The sequence below is a fragment of the Thalassospira lucentensis genome, assembly GCF_011806425.1.
Classification (GTDB): domain Bacteria; phylum Pseudomonadota; class Alphaproteobacteria; order Rhodospirillales; family Thalassospiraceae; genus Thalassospira; species Thalassospira lucentensis_B.
Genome location: NZ_JAATOV010000002.1, coordinates 465327 through 484981, shown reverse-complemented (window position 1 = coordinate 484981; position 19655 = coordinate 465327). Strand labels below are relative to the sequence as shown.

The 19655-nt window shown below is 53.7% G+C and carries 20 protein-coding genes; 10 read left to right on the top strand and 10 right to left on the bottom strand.

Annotated features, from left to right (window positions below; all coding sequences use genetic code 11):
- Positions 1 to 163: 163 nt before the first annotated feature.
- The 3 genes from HCZ99_RS07800 (at position 164) to HCZ99_RS07790 (ending at position 3186) form a co-directional block, all read left to right on the top strand.
- On the top strand, positions 164 to 535 hold the full coding sequence (locus HCZ99_RS07800) for a DUF4170 domain-containing protein (protein WP_254869513.1): 372 nt from the start codon (positions 164 to 166) through the stop codon (positions 533 to 535).
- Positions 536 to 576: 41 nt separating this feature from the next.
- A complete protein-coding gene (locus tag HCZ99_RS07795; RefSeq protein WP_167446380.1) occupies positions 577 to 1326 on the top strand; it encodes a hypothetical protein in 750 nt (249 codons plus the stop codon).
- Between the two features lie 162 nt (positions 1327 to 1488).
- Positions 1489 to 3186 carry a methyl-accepting chemotaxis protein gene (locus HCZ99_RS07790; RefSeq protein ID WP_167446379.1) on the top strand — a complete coding sequence of 566 codons (1698 nt, stop codon included), beginning with the start codon at positions 1489 to 1491 and terminating at the stop codon, positions 3184 to 3186.
- Between the two features lie 12 nt (positions 3187 to 3198).
- Here the strand turns inward: HCZ99_RS07790 and HCZ99_RS07785 are convergent, their stop codons facing one another.
- The 3 genes from HCZ99_RS07785 to ubiA form a co-directional block, all read right to left on the bottom strand.
- Complete coding sequence (locus HCZ99_RS07785; protein ID WP_167446378.1) at positions 3199 to 3915, bottom strand: class I SAM-dependent methyltransferase; 717 nt, start codon at positions 3913 to 3915, stop codon at positions 3199 to 3201.
- A gap of 114 nt (positions 3916 to 4029) precedes the next feature.
- Positions 4030 to 5829 carry a cation:proton antiporter gene (locus HCZ99_RS07780; protein WP_167446377.1) on the bottom strand — a complete coding sequence of 600 codons (1800 nt, stop codon included), beginning with the start codon at positions 5827 to 5829 and terminating at the stop codon, positions 4030 to 4032.
- Positions 5830 to 5977: 148 nt separating this feature from the next.
- Entirely contained in the window at positions 5978 to 6931 is a 954-nt protein-coding gene (gene ubiA / locus HCZ99_RS07775) for a 4-hydroxybenzoate octaprenyltransferase (protein WP_167446376.1), read from the bottom strand.
- A 73-nt stretch (positions 6932 to 7004) separates the two neighbouring features.
- On the opposite strand from ubiA, the gene HCZ99_RS07770 reads away from it, so the two are divergent.
- On the top strand, positions 7005 to 7805 hold the full coding sequence (locus HCZ99_RS07770; RefSeq protein ID WP_167446375.1) for a 16S rRNA (uracil(1498)-N(3))-methyltransferase: 801 nt from the start codon (positions 7005 to 7007) through the stop codon (positions 7803 to 7805).
- Between the two features lie 11 nt (positions 7806 to 7816).
- Positions 7817 to 9187 carry a glutamate--cysteine ligase gene (locus tag HCZ99_RS07765; RefSeq protein ID WP_167446374.1) on the top strand — a complete coding sequence of 457 codons (1371 nt, stop codon included), beginning with the start codon at positions 7817 to 7819 and terminating at the stop codon, positions 9185 to 9187.
- 77 nt (positions 9188 to 9264) lie between these two features.
- On the opposite strand, the gene glpD is transcribed toward HCZ99_RS07765, so the two are convergent.
- The 5 genes from glpD to phnD form a co-directional block, all read right to left on the bottom strand.
- Entirely contained in the window at positions 9265 to 10785 is a 1521-nt protein-coding gene (gene glpD / locus HCZ99_RS07760; RefSeq protein ID WP_167446373.1) for a glycerol-3-phosphate dehydrogenase, read from the bottom strand.
- A 1-nt stretch (position 10786) separates the two neighbouring features.
- Positions 10787 to 11611, bottom strand: a complete 825-nt coding sequence (phnE, locus tag HCZ99_RS07755) for a phosphonate ABC transporter, permease protein PhnE (RefSeq protein ID WP_167446372.1) — start codon at positions 11609 to 11611, stop codon at positions 10787 to 10789.
- Positions 11605 to 12411: a phosphonate ABC transporter, permease protein PhnE gene (gene phnE, locus HCZ99_RS07750; RefSeq protein ID WP_167446371.1), complete on the bottom strand. Its 807-nt coding sequence runs from the start codon at positions 12409 to 12411 to the stop codon at positions 11605 to 11607. The genes phnE (HCZ99_RS07755) and phnE (HCZ99_RS07750) overlap by 7 nt, the downstream gene beginning before the upstream one ends.
- The gene (gene phnC, locus HCZ99_RS07745) at positions 12408 to 13205 is read right to left on the bottom strand and encodes a phosphonate ABC transporter ATP-binding protein (protein ID WP_167446370.1); all 798 of its coding nucleotides are present in this window, start codon (positions 13203 to 13205) and stop codon (positions 12408 to 12410) included. The genes phnE (HCZ99_RS07750) and phnC overlap by 4 nt, the downstream gene beginning before the upstream one ends.
- Before the next feature lie 84 nt (positions 13206 to 13289).
- Positions 13290 to 14258 (bottom strand): phosphate/phosphite/phosphonate ABC transporter substrate-binding protein, encoded by a 969-nt coding sequence (gene phnD / locus HCZ99_RS07740; RefSeq protein ID WP_217701471.1) that lies wholly within the window; start codon positions 14256 to 14258, stop codon positions 13290 to 13292.
- 208 nt (positions 14259 to 14466) lie between these two features.
- On the opposite strand from phnD, the gene HCZ99_RS07735 reads away from it, so the two are divergent.
- Positions 14467 to 15297 carry a DeoR/GlpR family DNA-binding transcription regulator gene (locus HCZ99_RS07735; protein WP_368484242.1) on the top strand — a complete coding sequence of 277 codons (831 nt, stop codon included), beginning with the start codon at positions 14467 to 14469 and terminating at the stop codon, positions 15295 to 15297.
- A gap of 153 nt (positions 15298 to 15450) precedes the next feature.
- Positions 15451 to 16842, top strand: a complete 1392-nt coding sequence (gene fumC / locus HCZ99_RS07730; protein WP_368484241.1) for a class II fumarate hydratase — start codon at positions 15451 to 15453, stop codon at positions 16840 to 16842.
- A gap of 73 nt (positions 16843 to 16915) precedes the next feature.
- On the opposite strand, the gene HCZ99_RS07725 is transcribed toward fumC, so the two are convergent.
- Entirely contained in the window at positions 16916 to 17401 is a 486-nt protein-coding gene (locus HCZ99_RS07725; protein ID WP_167446368.1) for a DUF2867 domain-containing protein, read from the bottom strand.
- Positions 17402 to 17437: 36 nt separating this feature from the next.
- Between HCZ99_RS07725 and HCZ99_RS07720 the strand changes: the two genes are divergently transcribed.
- The 3 genes from HCZ99_RS07720 to HCZ99_RS07710 all read left to right on the top strand — a co-directional run bounded on the left by HCZ99_RS07720 (position 17438) and on the right by HCZ99_RS07710 (position 19175).
- The gene (locus HCZ99_RS07720; RefSeq protein ID WP_167446367.1) at positions 17438 to 17932 is read left to right on the top strand and encodes a DUF2946 family protein; all 495 of its coding nucleotides are present in this window, start codon (positions 17438 to 17440) and stop codon (positions 17930 to 17932) included.
- 74 nt (positions 17933 to 18006) lie between these two features.
- The gene (locus HCZ99_RS07715) at positions 18007 to 18534 is read left to right on the top strand and encodes a copper chaperone PCu(A)C (RefSeq protein WP_167446366.1); all 528 of its coding nucleotides are present in this window, start codon (positions 18007 to 18009) and stop codon (positions 18532 to 18534) included.
- A 137-nt stretch (positions 18535 to 18671) separates the two neighbouring features.
- The gene (locus HCZ99_RS07710; RefSeq protein ID WP_167446365.1) at positions 18672 to 19175 is read left to right on the top strand and encodes a cupin domain-containing protein; all 504 of its coding nucleotides are present in this window, start codon (positions 18672 to 18674) and stop codon (positions 19173 to 19175) included.
- 89 nt (positions 19176 to 19264) lie between these two features.
- Here HCZ99_RS07710 and HCZ99_RS07705 read toward each other — a convergent pair whose 3' ends face one another.
- On the bottom strand, positions 19265 to 19615 hold the full coding sequence (locus HCZ99_RS07705) for a hypothetical protein (RefSeq protein ID WP_167446364.1): 351 nt from the start codon (positions 19613 to 19615) through the stop codon (positions 19265 to 19267).
- Positions 19616 to 19655 lie beyond the last annotated feature (40 nt).

The following is a 19655-nucleotide window of genomic DNA, read 5'->3' as shown; positions in this document are numbered from 1 at the left end:
AGAGTTTGCAACTTTGTAATCGCATCCCCAAATACAGTCGGAATGCTGCGTTGCAAGGTTATACGAAACTTTGCGGTTTTGGTTGACGCATCATTTGGGTATACAAGGGCAAGGAATTGAGTCGCGTGACCCACAACACGCGGCATGGAAAATCACCAAAAGCATGAAGGACGCACAGATGGCCAAATATTGGGTTATCGGGGGCACCTATCAGGATACCGGTTTTGATCAGCCAATTGGCGAAGAAACCAAAGTTGGTCCGTTTGGCAGCTTCGAAGACGCAGAAAAGCACTGGTCGAAAATGGCTTGGCAGTCGGTTGACGACGCCAATTCGCGTTATCGCGTTGAACGGCTCGAAGAATATTGGGTCGTTGGCGGCGAATACGAAACCACCGATTTTGAAACCCCGGTAGGCGGCGAAGAAGAACGCCACGGTCCGTATGCAACCTTTGAGGATGCAGAAAAAGCGTGGTCGAAACTGGCTTGGCAGCATGTCGATAACTGCAATTGCCGTTATCGCGTTGTCGAAGGTTAATCGCGACCCAAACGATCTTAGATCTGAGTACTAAGAAGACTATGTTTTCGATTTCCGATGCGCAGAAAATCACGGATACCGTGTTGCGCCAACAGGTCGAACAGCATCCACGCGCGCAGGAAATCCTGCGCGCGTTTCTGTATCCCTATGATGCGCCCGATCATGATTTTTTGTTTGTAAATGGTGCGGTTCACCAAACCGGCACCGATGACATTCAAACGTTAATCGCGGGTCGTACTCCGGTTCTGGCTGTTGGGTCCAATCGCGCACCGGTGCAATTGGCGCGCAAATTTGCCCCGCCCAATCATCAGGACCCCGTGCCGGTCACGTTTGGCTGGATGGCGGGGCATGATATTGTCTATTCCGCACACATCACCGGGTATGGCGCACTGCCCGCCACCTTGGCCCCGTCGCCGGGCACAACGGTCCGGGTTGCGGTCACCTGGCTAACCCCGACCCAGCTTAGCCACATGCACAGCACGGAATCCGTGCCAGATCACTACAATTACAGTCAGATCGATGGGGCGTTAATCACCCTTGATTGCGGTGTGACGCCAGATCGGGTTGGCAGCTATCAATCGGTGGCGGGCCATTGTTTTGACCGCGAAGAAACCTTTGCCTTGATTGATATTGCCGGGCGCAATCGGCGTTTCCCCGCCAAAAGCCAATGGGACATGTTATGCCATGTTGCTAGGCGATCGGGCCATGCGCCAAGTCCCAGCCTGATTTTGCAATTGATCGACGATCCCCAACTTCGCCAAAAAATCATGTCACACTATTTAAAGCGGTAAGAGAAATCACCAAGTTGCAAAGGGTGTTTGCCGTTAGCGCCCTGGTGCCGCTTACGCCCAAACACAGCCCCCTGTTTTAGGGAGGTCGCGGTCATCTTGTTGCGTTCGTATCCCTGCGCATTGGTTTGACGGCAGACCTTCTTTGTCTGTTTGGAGACTGCAATGTTTGGTGTAGGTCGTGATGATACGCATATCGTTGATGCAATCCAAAAGTCACAAGGCACAATCGAATTCACACTTGATGGCAAAATCATCACGGCGAACGAGAACTTTTTGGCGTTGATGGGCTATGAGCTTAGCGAGGTCAAAGGCAAGCATCACAGCATGTTCGTTGCCAAGGATTACGTCGAAAGTTCTGAATATGCGGAATTTTGGCAACGCCTAGGTGCAGGGGAATTTTTCACCGCCGAGTTTCACCGGGTTGGCAAGGGCGGCAAGGATGTGTGGATTCAGGCAACCTATTGCCCGGTCCTGAACCGTAACGGCAAACCGTACAAAGTGTTCAAATTCGCCAGCGATATTACCGCTGATAAACGCCAAAAGGCCGATTATGCCGGGCAAATCGCCGCGATCGGAAAATCCCAGGCGGTGATTGAGTTTGATATGGATGGCACCATCCTGTCGGCCAACCAGAATTTCCTTGATGCGGTGGGCTATCAGCTTGATGAAATTGTCGGCAAACATCACCGCATATTTGTCGGGCGCGAATATGCCAACAGTGCTGAATATGAACAGTTTTGGAAAACGCTGCGTGCTGGCAACTACACCACCGGCGAATATCAGCGCTTTGGTAAGAACAACAAGGAAGTCTGGATTCAGGCCAGTTACAATCCGATCATGGATCTAAATGGTCGGCCGTTTAAAGTGGTGAAATACGCCGCCGACATCACGCAGGATAAATTGCGTGCCGCCGATTATGCCGGGCAAATCGCCGCGATCGGAAAATCTCAGGCGGTGATTGAGTTTGACATGGATGGCACCATCATTGATGCCAATGAAAATTTCCTAAACGCCATGGGCTATACGCTTGCCGATTTGAAGGGCAACAATCACAGTATGTGCGTTATGCCCGAATATGCCCAAAGCGATGAATATGCCGCATTCTGGGCCGCACTTCGACGCGGGGAATATCAAACCGGCGAATTTAAACGCATGGGCCGGGGCGGCAAGGAAGTTTGGATCAGTGCCAGTTATAACCCGGTATTTGACATGAACGGGCGCCCGTTCAAGGTGGTGAAATATGCAACCGATGTCACCAAACAGGTGATGACCCGTCACACCGCCGAAGAACTTGCCGAAGGATCAACAGCCAGTGCAGAAGCCGTGGCAAGTGCCTCTGAGGAAATGTTGGCCGCGATCCAGGAAATCAGCGAAAGCATGCACCGATCACAAATAGCGGTGAATGATATCGTCGCCAAATCCGAAATGGCCGATGGTATCCGTGACGAGTTGGAAACGACGTCCGAGGCCATGACTGGCGTTGTTCAAATCATTCGCGAACTGGCCGATCAGGTCAATCTGTTGGCGCTTAATGCCACAATCGAAGCCGCCCGTGCGGGGGATGCCGGTAAAGGGTTTGCCGTGGTTGCGGGCGAGGTCAAAAGCCTTGCTACCCAAACTGCCAAGGCAACCGATCAAATCGAAACACAGATCAATTCGATGCTGGGCATTACCCAGCGCGTCGTTGAGTCCACCCGACAAATTTCAGAATCAGCGAACTCGGTCAGTGACTATGTCAACACGGTTGCATCTGCCGTCGAGGAACAGACAGGTGTCACCAACGACATTTCCAAAAACATTCAGTTCGTGTTTAACGGCATTGGCGAACTTAATCGCTGTGTGAAAAGCATCGCGGGCTAATCCGGGTTTTGATTACGCCAAATTTTCCCGGTCGGGCAAAAGCTGCCAGATGCGGGTAAATTTGGTGTCGGTATCCTCGACCGCGACATCGACCGGAACGTCATAAGTTTCCAGCTCGTCAATATTGTGGGTCGGGGCGTATGTCCGGCCCGGATCAGCCAAAATAACCCGGGTGCCTAGGCGTGCTTCGGCCATCAGCCATTGCAGTACGGCATTTGCCATATCTTGCTGATAACAAACATCGCCAGCAAAAATCACATCCCACCGTTTTTCCGGTGCGCTGGTGCCGACAAAGTTTTCGGTCGTGGTGGGAAATTCAACGTCGTTATGCTTGGCATTCAGGCGCGTTGCCGTAATCGCCACTGGATCAATATCATTGGCCAAAATATCGGCCGCACCGGCCATCACACAGGCAATCGCCTGCATGCCGCCGCCACAGGCAAAATCAAGAACCCGTTTGCCACGCACCATTTCCGGATGATCCAGTATATAGCGCGTAATGGCCTGTCCGCCGGGCCATGCAAAGGCCCAATAGGGTGGGGGAATATCAAGCACGCCCAAAATATCTTCCGTCGCCTGCCAAAGCGGGGTGATGTGGGTTGCCAGATACATCTCAATCTCAGGGGCCAGCGGCACACGTGCGGGCACAGTAAAGGTTTCGATCAGATCGGCAAATTGCGGATCGTCGACCTCGGGTACCAAGGCGTCGGCAAAGACGTTTTCGGTCATGGTTTTGCTGCTCTGGTCTTGAGTGATCTGGTTTTCTCGGCTTTGGGCTTAGGTGCGGTGGCGGTCATCATCGCCCGGGAGTATCGGCTTTGCGGTGTCGGGGCAAGCGGTTCTTTACGATCCGTTTTCCGCATCACGCTCGCCCAGATAGATAATAACATCGCGTGCCTTGGCCTTGGGGATTTCGGAGCCGATGAAAAGCTGATTACCACGCACAAGGGCCAAGACCGGCGGGGCTTTTTCATGATGGCCAATGAAATCTTCCCAGCCAAAGGTATCTGTTAACCGGGTATGGCGCACCTGTGCACCGCTGCGATAGGCATAACGGATATCATCGGTGGTCAGCGGTTCGGAACAAAACGGCAAACCGCCCAAGGTTTGGCTGGCACTGTGGCGACCGCGATCTTCGGGGGATCGGTGAATACCGGTTTGAAATACTGCACGACGGCCAAATTCGGGGGCAAAGTCGGTACAGACAAGCGTGTTATAGGCGTCATTATCCGTGGTGGCGATCAGTTTGCCCAACGCGGACGTATCCAGATGATGCTCAAACACCTCTGACAGCACCTCGCCATAAAAAGTGGTCAGCCCGGCTTCGCGGGCCGGACGCAGGCTGTGCCAACGTGAATCCGTAATCACGACCGGAATATCCAGCTCATCCAGACGGGTGGCCAGATCAATCGTCCATTGTTGGGCGCCAACAATCAAAACACCGGGCGGACCATTAACCGCAAGGTCAAGATAGCGCGCCATCGGACGGATCGAAAATCCGTGCAACACAACCGTTGAAAACACCATGGCAAAGGCAAGCGGGATCAAAAGTGCGCCGTCGCTATATCCAAGATTTACAAGTTCGGTGCCAAAAAGGCCGCAAATCGCCACGGCGACAATGCCGCGTGGGGCAATCCAGCCCACCAAAATCCGTTCGCGCCAATCAATCTTGGAAAAGGCCAACGCCCCGATGATCGACGCCGGGCGCACCACAAACAGCATCGCCAAAACAAACAGGCCATGCCCCCAGGTCAGCTCTTCAACCATCGACCATTTCAAGGTCGCGGTCAGAATGATGAACACGCTTGAAACCAAAATAACCGTCAGGGTTTCTTTAAACCGGCGGATTTCATCAATCGCCATCAAATGCGCATTGCCGATCACAAGACCAAGTACCGTGACCGCCAAAAGACCGGTTTCTTCCTGAACGATGTTGGCCCCGGCAAAGCAGGTCAAAAGCACGCCTAAAACCAGCGGCGCTTTTAAAAATTCCGGGATCCAACCCCGGTGGAATACCTGAACGGTGCAAAAGCCCACCACAAGGCCAATCGCCATGGCAACAATAATGGTCAGGGCCAAATGCCCGATGGCGGTGCTGAGGTCATTTCCGCGATGCAGGGCGACAATGATCTCATAGGCCAGAACCGCAAACAGCGCGCCAATCGGATCATTAACAATCCCTTCCCATTTCAAAAGCGTGCTGGGATGTTTGGCCATGCGGGCATGGCGCAAAAGCGGGGCAATCACCGTTGGACCGGTGACAATCATGATGCCGCCAAAAAGGGCCGCGACCGGCCATGACAATTCGGCCAGATAATGGGCTGCGACACCGCCCATCAACCAGGCCAAAAGCGGGGCGATTGTTGTCAGGCGCAAGATGCCGCTGACACTGTGGCGCAATTCCCGGAAATCCAGCGCCAAGCCGCCTTCAAACAGGATCACAGCAACGGCAACCGCGACAAGCGGCTGCAACAACGGTCCAAAATCGGCCACCGGATCAATCCAGCCGGTGCCCGGCCCCAAGGCCAGTCCAAGCGCGGACAGCAACACAATGGCGGGCACACCGGCGCGCCATGCCATCCATTGGGCACCAACCCCGGCAAGGATCAGCCCGGCAATCATCAAGGCCAGCGGTGCGGTCATAAACAGGCCCTTATACGTAAATTAAAATGTACGAAATGTGTTCAAACAGGATGACAAACAGCACGATGCCAACCAGCGGAATGTCAAACAGATGGGGTTCCGTTTTGAAAATCCCAGACCTGATTTATCCAATGTCTGTTTTAAAATATCATGCAATCGCAATCAGGTGTGACAACACAATTGCGGCCAACACCAGCAATCCGTAATCACGGTTGGATTTAAACCGTTTCAAACAGTTCGCCGCATCATCAAGTTTCACCGTCGCGACCTGCCAGCCAAGATGAATACCGGCAAGACCCAGCAAGACAAAATACGACCAATGCAAATCGGCCAACGTCCCGGCAACGCCCAGCAACAGGGTGGTTGCCATATAAAACCCTTTTGCCCATTTCGGCGTCGCATCGCCAAGACGCAGCGCAAGTGATTTCAGGCCGATTTTGGCATCGTCATCTTTGTCCTGATGGGCATAAATCGTGTCATAGCCCAGTGTCCAAAAGAACCCGGCGGCATACACAGCAATTGCGGCTGGCTCGACCGTGCCGGTCACCGCGGCCCAACCAACAAGCGCGCCCCAGTTAAACGCTAGGCCAAGGCACGCCTGCGGCCAATAGGTGATGCGTTTCATAAACGGGTAGGTGATCACAATTGGCATGGCACACAGGCCGACAATGATCGCCTCGATGCGAAACTGCACCAAAACCGCAAGGCCGAGTAACAATATCGCGGCAAGAAACACCAATGCCTGCCAGACTTTTACCTGCCCACTTGGAAGCGGGCGGGTGATGGTGCGTTCGACCTTGCCATCAAAATTACGATCCGCCAGATCATTGATCACACAACCGGCCCCGCGCATGATGAGCGCGCCAATCGCAAACAGCGTCATCATAATGACGATCTGTTTTGCCCCAATGCCCGGCGTAATGCCCCCCGCCATCGCGGTCGACCACCAACACGGCAACAGTAAAAGCCACGTGCCAATCGGCCGATCCAGACGCAACAGCTTTAAATACGGCCGTGCGGGTTCGGGCACAAAACGGTCAATCCAGCCGTCTTGGGGCATATCGTTCTTGCCAGTCTGTATTGGTTGGTTGACCTGTGTCATAATCGACCTATGTAACGCCTAACGAATTCGAACCCGGCCATTTTTTGGCTTTGGGCTATGTTTGAGGATATCCATGACAGCAGACGCCGCCCGTGCGCGCCAACGCCTTTTCGTTTCCGATCCTATCACGCCCGGATCCGAGATCGAACTTTCCCCTGAACAGTCTCATTACCTTGAACATGTGATGCGGCTCAAGCCCGGAACGCCTGTAAAGATATTTAATGGTCTAGATGGCGAGTGGCTCGCAACCATTAATGCATTGCGTAAAAAGAAGGGAAGTGTTGCGGTTGAACGGCAATTGCGCCCGCAAGGAACCGAAGTCGGACCGACCCTTGTTTTCGCCCCGATCAAAAAGCAGCGTCTGGATTTTCTGATCGAAAAGGCTGTCGAAATGGGGGTCGGGCGGCTTCAGCCCGTCATTACCCAGCACGGCATTACCGATAAGGTGCGCCTTGATCGGTTGCAGTCACAGGTGATCGAAGCCGCCGAGCAGTGCGAACGCCTGACCGTGCCAGAAATATTTGAACCCGTCCGTCTGCTGGATTGGGTGGCGAAGTGCCCGGAAAACAACCATTTGCTGTTTTGTGACGAAACCGGATCAGGGTCACCAATTGGTGAAGTGTTAAGTCAGCTCTTGGCAAAGGGCGCTGGCTCGGTTATCGACAATGTCAATGTTATTAACCATGCACTCGTGATTGGACCTGAAGGCGGCTTTAGCGCCGACGAACTTGAAAATATCCGTAAACAGCCTTTTGCCACCCCTGTTAGTCTCGGACCGCGCATTTTGCGGGCCGAAACGGCGGCAATTGCTGCGTTAACTGTATTTCAGGATCGTATCGGCGACTGGTCGAACCAGCCCGTCACGAGAGATTAGGGGAAGCCCTTATGACTGTCAGCGCCTCCACTGGCGATAGCCCGGTAATCGAAAGCCGGCGCCAGCTTGTCGAATGGTTCGAGTCCGGCTGTACGCCAAAAAGCGACTGGGCCATCGGCACCGAACACGAAAAATTCGCCTTCACCCGCGATGATCTTCGCCCCATCCCTTACGAAGGCGAACGTGGGGTTAAAACCCTGCTGAATGCCCTTGCCGAACATTATGACTGGGAACCAGTCATTGAAAACGGCAATGTCATTGCGCTGACCAAGGACAAATGCTCTGTCTCGCTCGAACCGGGTGGGCAGATTGAATTGTCGGGTGCGCCGCTTAAAAATATTCACCAGACCTGTGGTGAAGTACACACCCACCTGCATCAGGTGCGCCAGATTTGTGATGACCTTGGCATCGATATGCTTGGTGTCGGGCATAACCCGAAATGGGAACGCAAAGACATCCCGTGGATGCCAAAAGGCCGCTACGCGATCATGGGCGATTATATGCCAAAGGTCGGTAATCTTGGCCTTGATATGATGCTGCGGACCTCAACCATTCAGGTCAACCTGGACTATTCGTCCGAGGCCGACATGGTCAAAAAATTCCGCGCGTCTTTGGCCTTGCAGCCGGTCGCAACGGCCCTGTTTGCCGCGTCGCCGTTCATTGATGGCAAACCAAGCGGCTTCTTGTCGGCACGCTCGAACGTTTGGACCGATACCGATCCGGATCGCTGTGGCATGCTGCCATTTGTGTTCGAAGACGGTTTTGGCTTTGAACGCTATGTTGATTATATGCTCGATGTGCCGATGTATTTTGTCTATCGCGATGGCAAATACATCAATGCTGCGGGTAAGTCGTTCCGTGATTTCATGGCTGGCAAACTTGATGTGTTGCCCGGTGAACGTCCGACCATGAATGACTGGTCAGATCATATGACCACCGCCTTCCCGGAAGTCCGCCTTAAGAAGTTTCTTGAAATGCGCGGTGCCGATGGTGGCCCGTGGAAACGCATTTGCGCGTTGCCGGCCCTTTGGGTTGGCTTGCTGTATGATGATGCCGCATTGGATGCCGCCTGGAATTTGGTCAGCGATCTGAGCAACGAAGAACGCGAAGCGCTGCGTAACGATGTGCCGCGCACCGCCCTTGCCACCAAGTTTAAAAACGGCACGGTGCAGGATCTTGCCAAGGACGTTCTGGCAATTTCCAAGCAGGGCCTGAAAAACCGGGGTCGCATGGATGGCTATGGCGATGATGAAAGCCACTTCCTTGATAGCCTCGAAGACGTCGCCGAAAGCGGTCGTACCTTGGCCGAGGAATTCTTGGATAAGTATGAAACCGAGTGGAATGGCTCGGTCGATCCGCTGTTCAAGGAATATGCTTACTAAGCCTGCGCAATTGCGCGATCCAGATGACTTCAAATGCATAAAAGGCGGTGAATTTCTTCACCGCCTTTTATTTTGAATTAGTGTGCAGCCCGACCAAGTCGGGCTTGGGCGGCAAACCAGTCAGTGACTGCAGCGACCTGATCAGACTGCATCCCAAGGCCAAGCTTGGTCCGGCGCCACAAAACATCGTCTGCGGTGCGGGCCCATTCATGCGCCATCAGGTAGGACAATTCAACTTCATACAGGTTTGGCGCAACCTGTTGTCCTAATTGTGATGTTTCCGAGGCACCCCCGATAATTTGATAAAGGGCCGTGCCATAGCACCGGGAGAGCCGATGCAAAAGCGGTTCGGGCATCCAAGGAAACTGCGCCTTGGCCGTCGCCAGGAAACGGTCAAAGTCCGCGTCTGGCATATCCCCACCCGGAAGGATCGCATCCGCCGTCCAATCGGGGGCAAAATTGCCAAGTACGGGGCAAAGCTTTTGCATCGCATGTTCCGCAAGGCGGCGATATGTCGTGATCTTGCCGCCATAGATCGACAGGATCGGCGGGACATCGTTATGTTCCCCGGTATCAAGATCAAAGACATAATCACGGGTCACCGCCGATGCATTGTCGTTCTTGTCATCATAAAGCGGCCGCACCCCGGAATAATCCCAAACGATATCGTCGCGCGTGACCGGCTTGGCCAAATAGCCATTCACCAAATCAAGCATATAGTCGATTTCATCGCTGTTGATTTTAACCATCGCCGGATCCCCGTCATAGGGGACATCGGTGGTGCCTATCAGGGTGTAGTCACGCTGATAGGGGATGGCAAAGGCAATGCGCCCATCGCTATTTTGAAAAATATAGCAATGGTCGTGATCATGAATGCGCGGCACAACAATGTGGCTGCCCTTGACCAACCGCAAGCCTGCGGCCTTATCACCAAGGCCCGCATGATCAACGATGTTTGTGACCCACGGGCCCGCGGCATTGACCACAGATCGCGCATGGATAACCTCGGTCGATCCATCTTCTGGCGATAATGTTGCCTGCCAATGATCGGCATTGCGCATAAGGCTTTCACACCGGGTACGGGTGCGAATATCCGCGCCATGTGCCTGTGCATCTTGGGCATTCAGCACGACCAAGCGTGCGTCATCGACCCAGCAATCGGAATAGGAAAATCCGCTGTGAAAGGCACTGTTTAACGGATCGCCTTCGGCGGTGCCGTTTAATGATACCGCACGTGACCCCGACAGGCGTTTGCGTTTGGCCAGATGGTCATACAAAAACAAACCCGCGCGCAGCATCCATTTGGGACGTAACCCGCGGTGGTGCGGCAAAACAAATGTTAGTGGCCAGATGATATGCGGGGCCGCGGATAACAGAACTTCGCGTTCCTGAAGCGCTTCACGCACCAATCGGAATTCGTAATGTTCAAGATATCGAAGGCCGCCATGGATAAGTTTGGTCGAGGAAGAAGACGTAGCCGAGGCAAGATCGCGCTGTTCGACCAACAGAACAGACAGCCCGCGACCGGCGGCATCACGGGCGATACCCGCCCCATTGATGCCGCCGCCTACGACCAGAAGGTCGTACGTTTTCGTCACGTTAGATCACCTTTTTACGCAGGTAAGCTGAAATCGCCTCGCCAATGATCACAAGGCCGATAATCGCCAGCAGGATCGTTGCAACGGTCTGCCACGCAAAGGTATCAATCGCGCCTTGAAGGATGATGCCAATTCCCCCGGCACCAACCAGACCCAGAACCGTACTTTCGCGCAGGTTAATGTCCCAACGCAGGATCGACACGGCAAAGAAGGTCGGCATGACTTGCGGAATAACCCCGTAAACCAGGATTTTGAACCGCGATGCACCAACCGCCTCAAGGGCTTCAATCGGGGCACGGTCAATTTCCTCAATCGCTTCGCCCAGCAATTTGCCAAGGAAGCCAAGTGATCGAAACACGATTGCCAGAATACCGGCCAAAACACCCGGTCCGAACACCGCCACAAACAGCAATGCCCAGATGATGGTGTTAACCGAACGCGACGAGACCAAAATAAACCGGCCAAGCCATAGGGTATAGCGGTTCGGCGTGGTGTTCTGTGCGGAAATCAGGGCAATCGGCAAGGACATGAAAACGGCAAAGAATGTCGCAATCGTTGCGATATTGATCGTTTCCAAAAGGGTCCAGGCAATTTCTTTCCATCCCTCAAGGGACGGTGGGAACATACGCCCAAACAAATCGCCCATCTGTTGTGGGGCATCCCACAACCACGGCCAGATGATATTGATCGTCGATAAAGACCAGATAACCGCCAGCGCAACAAGTGCTGTCGCGCCAAACCGCATCCAGCGTTGCTTGCTGCTATAACGGGACCATTCGCGGTGGGCGATGGCGTCAGGACCGGAATTTTGTGTGGTGGCTACCATAGGTTCCTCCTGATCCGGCCGCTGATGGCTTCACTGACAAGGATAACGCCAATGATGCACAGCGTAATCGCCAGTGCGAAGTCATAGTCATACCGCCCAAAGGCATTCAGCAACGTCGATCCAATCCCGCCGGCACCGACGATGCCAACAATGGCGGATGCACGCAGATTGCTATCAAGTTGATAGATCGAAAGGCCGATCTGACGGGGCATGATTTGCGGGATCACGGCATACAGCATGGTGACAAATGTGCCCCCACCAACTGATTTGATCGCCTCGACCTGACCCCAATCAATTTCTTCGATCCGCTCGGCCAGCATTTTGGCAACAAACCCGATCGAATAGATCGTCAGGGTCAAAATACCCGCAAGCGGCCCAAACCCGACGGCCTTCACAAACAGGATGGCAACAATGACCGGATGGAATGACCGCGCGACAATGATCACGCCACGCCCGATGGTATAAAGCCATTTAGGCGCAACATTTGAGGCGGATGCAAAGGCAATCGGAACGCTTAGTGCCAGCCCCAAAAGGGTGGCGACAATCGCGATCTTGATGCTTTCCATAAAGCCATCAAACAGCAACTCACCCCGCAGGAAGCTGGGCGGGAATGCGCCCTTAAAAATGCGGATAGCGCGTGGGATGCCTTGTTGAATACGATCCCAATCAAATGGCAGGCTGGTTAAGGCCCACCAGACATAGGCCGCAATCCCGATAATCAGCGCCCAACGGATCGCCGGATTGGCGATAAAGGGCGGCTTTTTCCAGGTGCGACCGGTTTTTTCAACGGTCGTGTTCATTTTGCCGCAACCTCACGCAAATGGGTGCTGCTTTCGGCCCCGCCGCGTTCTTCGGCTGGGACACCGGCATAAATTTCGTCCATCGCGTCATTGTTCAGATCGACGGGTTCGCCATCGAAAATGATGCGGCCAAACCGCATGCCAACAATACGCTGGGTATATTCCTTGGCCTCGTTAACGTTGTGGATGTTGATCAGAACCGGCAGATGCAGCTCAGACGCCAGTGCGCGCAGCAGTTCCATGATCTGTTTGGATGTTTTCGGGTCAAGGGATGCGGTCGGCTCATCGGCCAGCAGGATTTCTGGCTCCTGCATCAAGGCGCGCACAACCCCGACACGCTGGCGTTCCCCGCCGGAAAGTTCATCGGCACGTTTGTTGGCGTAATGGGCAATGCCCACACGTTCCATCAAATGAAATGCCCGGTCGATGTCTTCTTGTGGGTATTTGCGCGTCATCGCGCGCCACGCCGGAAGATAGCCAAGACGCCCGGATTGAACGTTTTCCATGACGGTCAGGCGATCAATCAGGTTGAACCCCTGAAACACCATGCCAATGCGGCGCCGTGCCAGACGCAGTGCCTTGCCTTCAAGGCTGGTCAGTTCGGTGCCATTAAGTTCGATGGACCCCGAAGACGGTTCGACCAATCGGTTGATACAGCGCAGCAAGGTACTTTTGCCCGCCCCCGAAGCGCCAATAATGGAAACGACACTTTCGCCCGGTACTTCAAGGTTCAGGTTCTTGAGAACCGCCTTGTCGTTGCCATAGCGCTTTACGAGTTCTTTGATACGCAGCATTGCGTTACCCCGGATATAAATGGGCCATCACAGGGCCCGAAATCATCGGGCCCCGCTTGGTCGTCAAGATGGGAATGGTGTGGATTACTTCAGGTTGTCCGGGGTGTATTTGACACCGTTGGCGGCCTGAATTTCACGAATAACAGCCCAGTCATCCTGATAGGTAACCGGAATGAATTTCGAGACACCTTTAAACTCTTCACCAAGGGCCGTGCCCTTCATATCAAAGGTAAAGAACGCTTCTTTGATTTTCTCAACCAATTCAGGTTTGAGGTTATAGGCGTAGTTAAACGACGTGGTCGGGAAAGGCTTGCTTTCGTAGATGACCTTAACTTCGCTCGGATCATAAAGATCGCGCTGCGCCATACGGTCAACAACCTCGGATGCGACCGGGGCCGCGTCATAGTCACCGGCAACAACGCCCAGGATCGACTGATCGTGCGACCCGGAATAGACAACTTCGTAATCTTCGTCCGGCACAACGCCCTGACCCGGAAGAAGGGCACGCGGTGCAAGGTTGCCCGAGTTTGACGTCGGCGACGTATGGGCAACGCGTTTGCCTTTCAGATCGGCAACCGTATTAATCCCGCTGTCGGTCCGGGTATAAAGCTGAAGCGTATAGCCAAAACGACCATCATCTCCGCCCATCAGTGCAAACGGAACCGCACCGGCAAGGTTCACTGCAAACGGGGTCGGCCCGGTCGAGAAACCTGCAACATGCAGACGGCCCGAACGCATGGCTTCAACTTCGGCGGAGTTTGACTGAACCGCAAAGAAATGAACGTCTTTGCCGGTCACTTCTTCAAGATGTTTAAGGAACGGGTCCCAGATATCGGCATAGACCGCCGGGTCTTCGACCGGGGTATAGGCAAAAACAAGTGTATCGGGATCAACCAGCTGATCTTCGGCCGGGGCATCGGCAACAAGGTCACCGTTCATGTCGCAATAGATCTGGTCAAGATCGCCGCGCGCAATGCAATCGTCAGCGGCCTTTGCTGGGGCGGATGCCATGCCAACCATGCCGATTGCTGCCAGCAGGCTGGTAAACTTCAATGTTTCAATTTTTTTCGAATGCGAAAACACGATCCTTAGACCTTTCTTCCCTGTGAAAGCCGGGTTTTCCCGGCGATTTTGTGGTTTTGTGGTTTTGTTATTGTTGGTTTTGCCAACATTATGAATTTGAAAAAGTTTGGAAATCAACACAAAACTGTAACAAAAGGTTTCGGCTCCTCTTGGTAAAATAGCGGTCATCTTAGGGATTGTGCCGTTAATCAGGCCAGTATTTGCCGGGGACACCGCTTTGCGGATTGGAAAAAAACAACGACAGCAAAGCATCCTGCAGGAATTAAACCTTCATCCCCATGTGAGAGTTGCCACATTGGCCGAGCGATTCGATGTCGCAACCGAGACGATCCGACGTGATCTTGATGCCCTAAGTGCAAATGGTCTGATTACGCGTGAATTTGGCGGTGCATCGGCCCGCCCGATGGATGGGCAGCCCAACCTGGCAGATCGTCAATCAAGTGCGGTGCCGGGGGTAAACGATATCGGTCGGTTGGCGGCGGATTTGGTTCACCCCGGCGATGTCGTGATGATTGATGCGGGATCGACCGTCGCACAGCTTGGCCCGTATCTTGGCCTAAATGGCGTTATCTTGGGCGGCATCCGGCGCACATTGATCACAAATTGCTATGCGGTGGTGCAGGGCATGGGCGATGTGTCTGACCGCGATGATGTGGTGATGTGTCCGGGGCAATTTGATCCGCGTGAAAATGCGGTCTATGGCAGTGATACCATCGATTTCCTGCGTCGGTTTCATGCAAACATCGCCTTTATCGGTGCATCGGGTATTGCGTCCGATGGATTTAGTGACGCCAACCGGCGTGCGGTTGCGGTCAAACGTGCGATGATGGAACGGGCGGATGCAACATGGTTGATGGTCGATCACAGCAAGTTTGATCACTGCGCGCTGGAAAGCATCGCACCGCTTGATGCGCTGACCGGGATCATCACCGATCTTCTTCCGCCCGCAAACTTCATATCCCAGCTGCGCGATGCGGGCATAAAGCTGATGACGGCGCAGGGTCAATAACCGAAACAGCTCATTTATTTTGCGATTTAATATCAATCGCATTTGCGCTCGTGCGGTTTTCGAACCATATTCCTTCGCAGAAACACTTCATTGCTTGCCGCGCCGGGTGCCCCATCCCGGTCAGTTTGCTTTCTGACACGGAGGAATTCTATTGTGACCAAACAGCCAGATACCCGTACCGAAAATGATACCATGGGCCCGATTGAAGTCCCCGCAGACCGGTATTGGGGCGCGCAAACACAACGTTCCACCCAGAATTTCCGCATTGGCGGGGACCGGATGCCAGATGCGCTAATTAAGGCGTTTGGTATTCAAAAACTGGCGGCCGCGCGTGCGAACCTCGCCCTTGGTAATCTCGATGCGGATTTGGCGGAGGCCATTGAAACCGCGGCGGGCGAAGTTGCCGATGGTAAGTTGCTTGATCATTTTCCGTTGGTGGTATGGCAAACCGGGTCGGGTACCCAAACCAACATGAACACCAACGAAGTGATCGCTAACCGTGCGTGTGAAATTCTTGGCAAACCGATGGGGCGGCGTGATCCTGTCCATCCCAATGATCACGTCAATCGCGGCCAGTCGTCCAATGACAGTTTCCCGACCGCCATGCATATCGCCGCCGTGGTCGAAATCGAAGAAAAACTCAAACCTGCCTTAAACCATCTTCGCAGTACCCTCGATGCCAAGGTCAAAGCATTCGAAGACACGGTTAAAATCGGCCGCACGCACATGCAGGACGCCGTCCCCCTAACCTTGGGGCAGGAATTTTCCGGCTATGCCATGCAAATTGAACTGGGGCTGGACCGGATTGACGATGCGCTTAAGCGTCTGCGCAAACTGGCCCAGGGTGGAACGGCGCTGGGGACGGGGTTGAATGCACCATCGGGCTTTGATGTCGAATTTGCCAAACAGGCGTCTAAAATCACCGGCCTTACGTTCGAAACTGCTGAAAACAAATTCGAAGCCCTGGCTGCACATGATGCCTGCGTTGAAATGTCGGGCGTGATGAACGTTCTTGCCGCATCGCTGATGAAAATCGGCAACGATATTCGCCTGCTGGGTTCGGGGCCGCGGTGTGGCTTGGGCGAATTGGTCTTGCCCGCGAATGAACCCGGATCATCGATCATGCCGGGCAAGGTTAACCCAACCCAGGCAGAGGCCCTTACGATGGTCTGCGCACAGGTGATGGGCAATCATGTTGCCGTTACCGTTGGAGGATCAAACGGGCACCTTGATCTAAACGTGTTTAAGCCGGTGATTATTTATAACCTGCTGCAATCAATCCGCCTGATTGCCGATGCCTCGGTCAGCTTCGCCGATAATTGCATTGCCGGTCTAGAGGCCGATCAGGAAAAGATCGATCATTATGTCGAACAAAGCTTGATGCTGGTCACCGCCTTGGCCCCGCATATTGGCTATGACAATGCCGCCGCGGTCGCCAAAAAGGCCCACAAAGATCGCTCCAGCCTAAAAGAAGCCACCGTCGCACTTGGCTTCCTAGATGGGGACAAGTTTGATGAATTGGTCAATGCGCGCGATATGATCTAGGCGCATTTTTCCATACCCCAAATGATAAAAGGCCGGGCTGACACATTCAGCCCGGCCTTTTGCATGCGTGGGTTTAGGGACAATAGGCCGCGTTTAACATCGCGGGGACAATGCGATTATGAAACGGCGTGATCGTCGCAAGATACGCACGGCCAAACATGTTGTGACGTTTCACCGCCGTGGTGGCCTTGATTTTGGTTTGGTTGGTTGCGGTTTCTTCGATTTCAATGATCAGGCGGAAATCAAGATGCCGGTCGTCCAAGCCCAGAACAATCGATGTATCGCTGCGCGAAATCACTGGGAAAATTCCGATAATATCGGCATTGTCCGGATCGTTGATGCCCGATTTCAACCCGAAAGGCCGCATGACCAGATCGCGAAACTGCATCAAGCGCACGACCCATCCGGGACGCGATTCCATAATCTTGCGGGCGGCGATGTCCGGCGTGATCCCGGTTTGGGATGTGGTGATCGTAAAACTGTCCGCCCAGTCGGTACCCGGCAAGGCAGGGTGGGGCAGTTTGACAGAGCTTGTCGTCGCTCCAATTTTAACGATCAAGTATCAGAATAAGAACGTTATTCTTAAGGCGGGGCAATGATCAATGTCATTGCAGCGACGCCTCAAATCGGGCATATCACGTTTATGGATACAACCAAACGCCCATATCGCCGTTTTGGCTTTTCTGTTGCCCGTGTTGTTCAAACATGGGCCATGGCGGTTGTCATCCTGCTTGCGGGAATCACCCAATCGGGCTTTGTCCCCGCCCTTTTAAACGGGCAGTTTGACGGCATTTCTGGCGCGCAGGCCACACCGGGCAGCAACGTTATTCTGATCTGTACTGGGACGGGTATTAAGGCCGTCTCGCTTGATGGCGGCACTGACACGCCTGATATACCCGCACAATCTGCGGGGCATGGGTTCTGTTCGCTTTGCGCGACCCACCATGGGGCGGTGGTCGATATTGATGCGCCTTATGTGGCGCCTGTTTCCGTTCCCCATAATGTCGATTATGCCCATGCGGTGGGTGTTGCGGCGGGGCATGACATTCCGCGCATTCGTCATTCGCGCGCACCGCCATCTTTCATCTGATTTCCGATCTGACTTCCAACTGACTATCGAAATCACGGCGGTGCCAGTGCACGCCGTTAACAGGATGAAATGTTATGAAAAAATTGTTTGCCGTTTTTGCCACCATCGCATCGCTTTTCGTTGCCACCAGCGCCTTTGCTGCGGATATCGAAGTGAAAGACGCCTGGACCAAGGCCTCCATCGGACAGGTCCGCAACGGTGCGGCGTTCTTTAAAGTCGAAAACCACGGTGATGCGGATCGCATCGTTGGCGTGCGCAGCGACCTTGCCGACAAAACCGAACTTCACACCCACATCATGAAAGACAACGTGATGAAAATGCGCGAAGTCGAAGGCGGTGTTGAAGTGCCGATGCATGGCAATGTCATGTTCAAACCGGGCAGCTACCACGTCATGCTGATCGGCCTGAAAAAGCCGCTTGAAGAAGGCGAAATGGTCAATGTGACGCTGGAGTTCGAAAAAGCTGGTGACGTGCCGGTCATGATCCATGTGCTTGATCCGAAGTCCAAAGGTCCGGCTGGCATGGGCGATATGGATCACGGCAACATGGACCATGGTAAAATGGATCATGGCGACATGGACCACAGCAAGATGGCCAACTAAGCGGTTTATATCGCAGGCAGCCATCTTGTGGATGGCGTCTTGAAATTGCTTTGGACTATTCGGGGGAAGGTTTGCGCCTTCCCCCTTTTTTCGTCATGATGATGGATATAAACGCCGTAATCACAGGGAAGCCCGCCATGTCAGATGCCATCAAGATTGACGACCTGATCGAAAAACTTGGCCTGCAACCCCATCCCGAAGGCGGCTACTACGCTGAAACATTCCGCGCATTTGAAACCTGCAATCCGGGCAACCGGTATCTGGGGGTGCGCAGTACTGGTACGGCGATTTATTATTTGCTGACCCCTGATACCTTTTCGGGCATGCACATCCTGACCAGTGACGAGATTTTCCACCATTATCTTGGCGACCCGGTGGAGCAATTGCAGCTGTTTGAAGACGGCACACACAAGCATGTCGAAATCGGCAAGGACCTGCTGGCGGGGCAAACACCGCAAATGATTGTCCCCAAAAATGTCTGGCAGGGCGCACGCCTGAAACCGGGCGGAAAGTTTGCCCTTTTGGGCTGCACGGTGGCGCCGGGCTTTGACTTTGCTGATTTTTCGATGGGCACGCGCGCAGCATTGACCGCCAAATGGCCCGCCGCGTCCGATATGATTGCAGCATTGACCCGCGATTAAGGTCGGGGGTGTCATGAGCGCATGGACTACAAATGAAAACGGGCTGCCCAAGCAGGCAGCCCGTTTTGAATACTTGTTTTAAGGGCGGTTTACGCGCCGCCGCCAAACACGCTTGTCAGACTGACCACAAACATAATCAGCGTGATAATCGCAAAGATGTATGCCCAGTAGCGCACCTTGATGAAGAAGATGCTGTCGCCGCGCTTAAGCACGACGGTTTGGCCGGTTTTTTCATCCAGCAATTCGCGTCCCTTGTCGGTACGTTCCAACAAGTGTGCGGTCAAAAATACCGCCAGCGTCGCGCCAAGCATGACCACGGGGGTCAACATTACCCGGGGAACGAACTGTTCAACCAGTTCAAAAATGAACATGGCAATCAGCGCACCAATAAATGCGGCAAAGGGCGCCAAAATGCCCCATCCTCGCCAGATAAGAAACATGTAATCCTCTGCGTTTGTTTTATTTTTAAGCTCGTTGCAC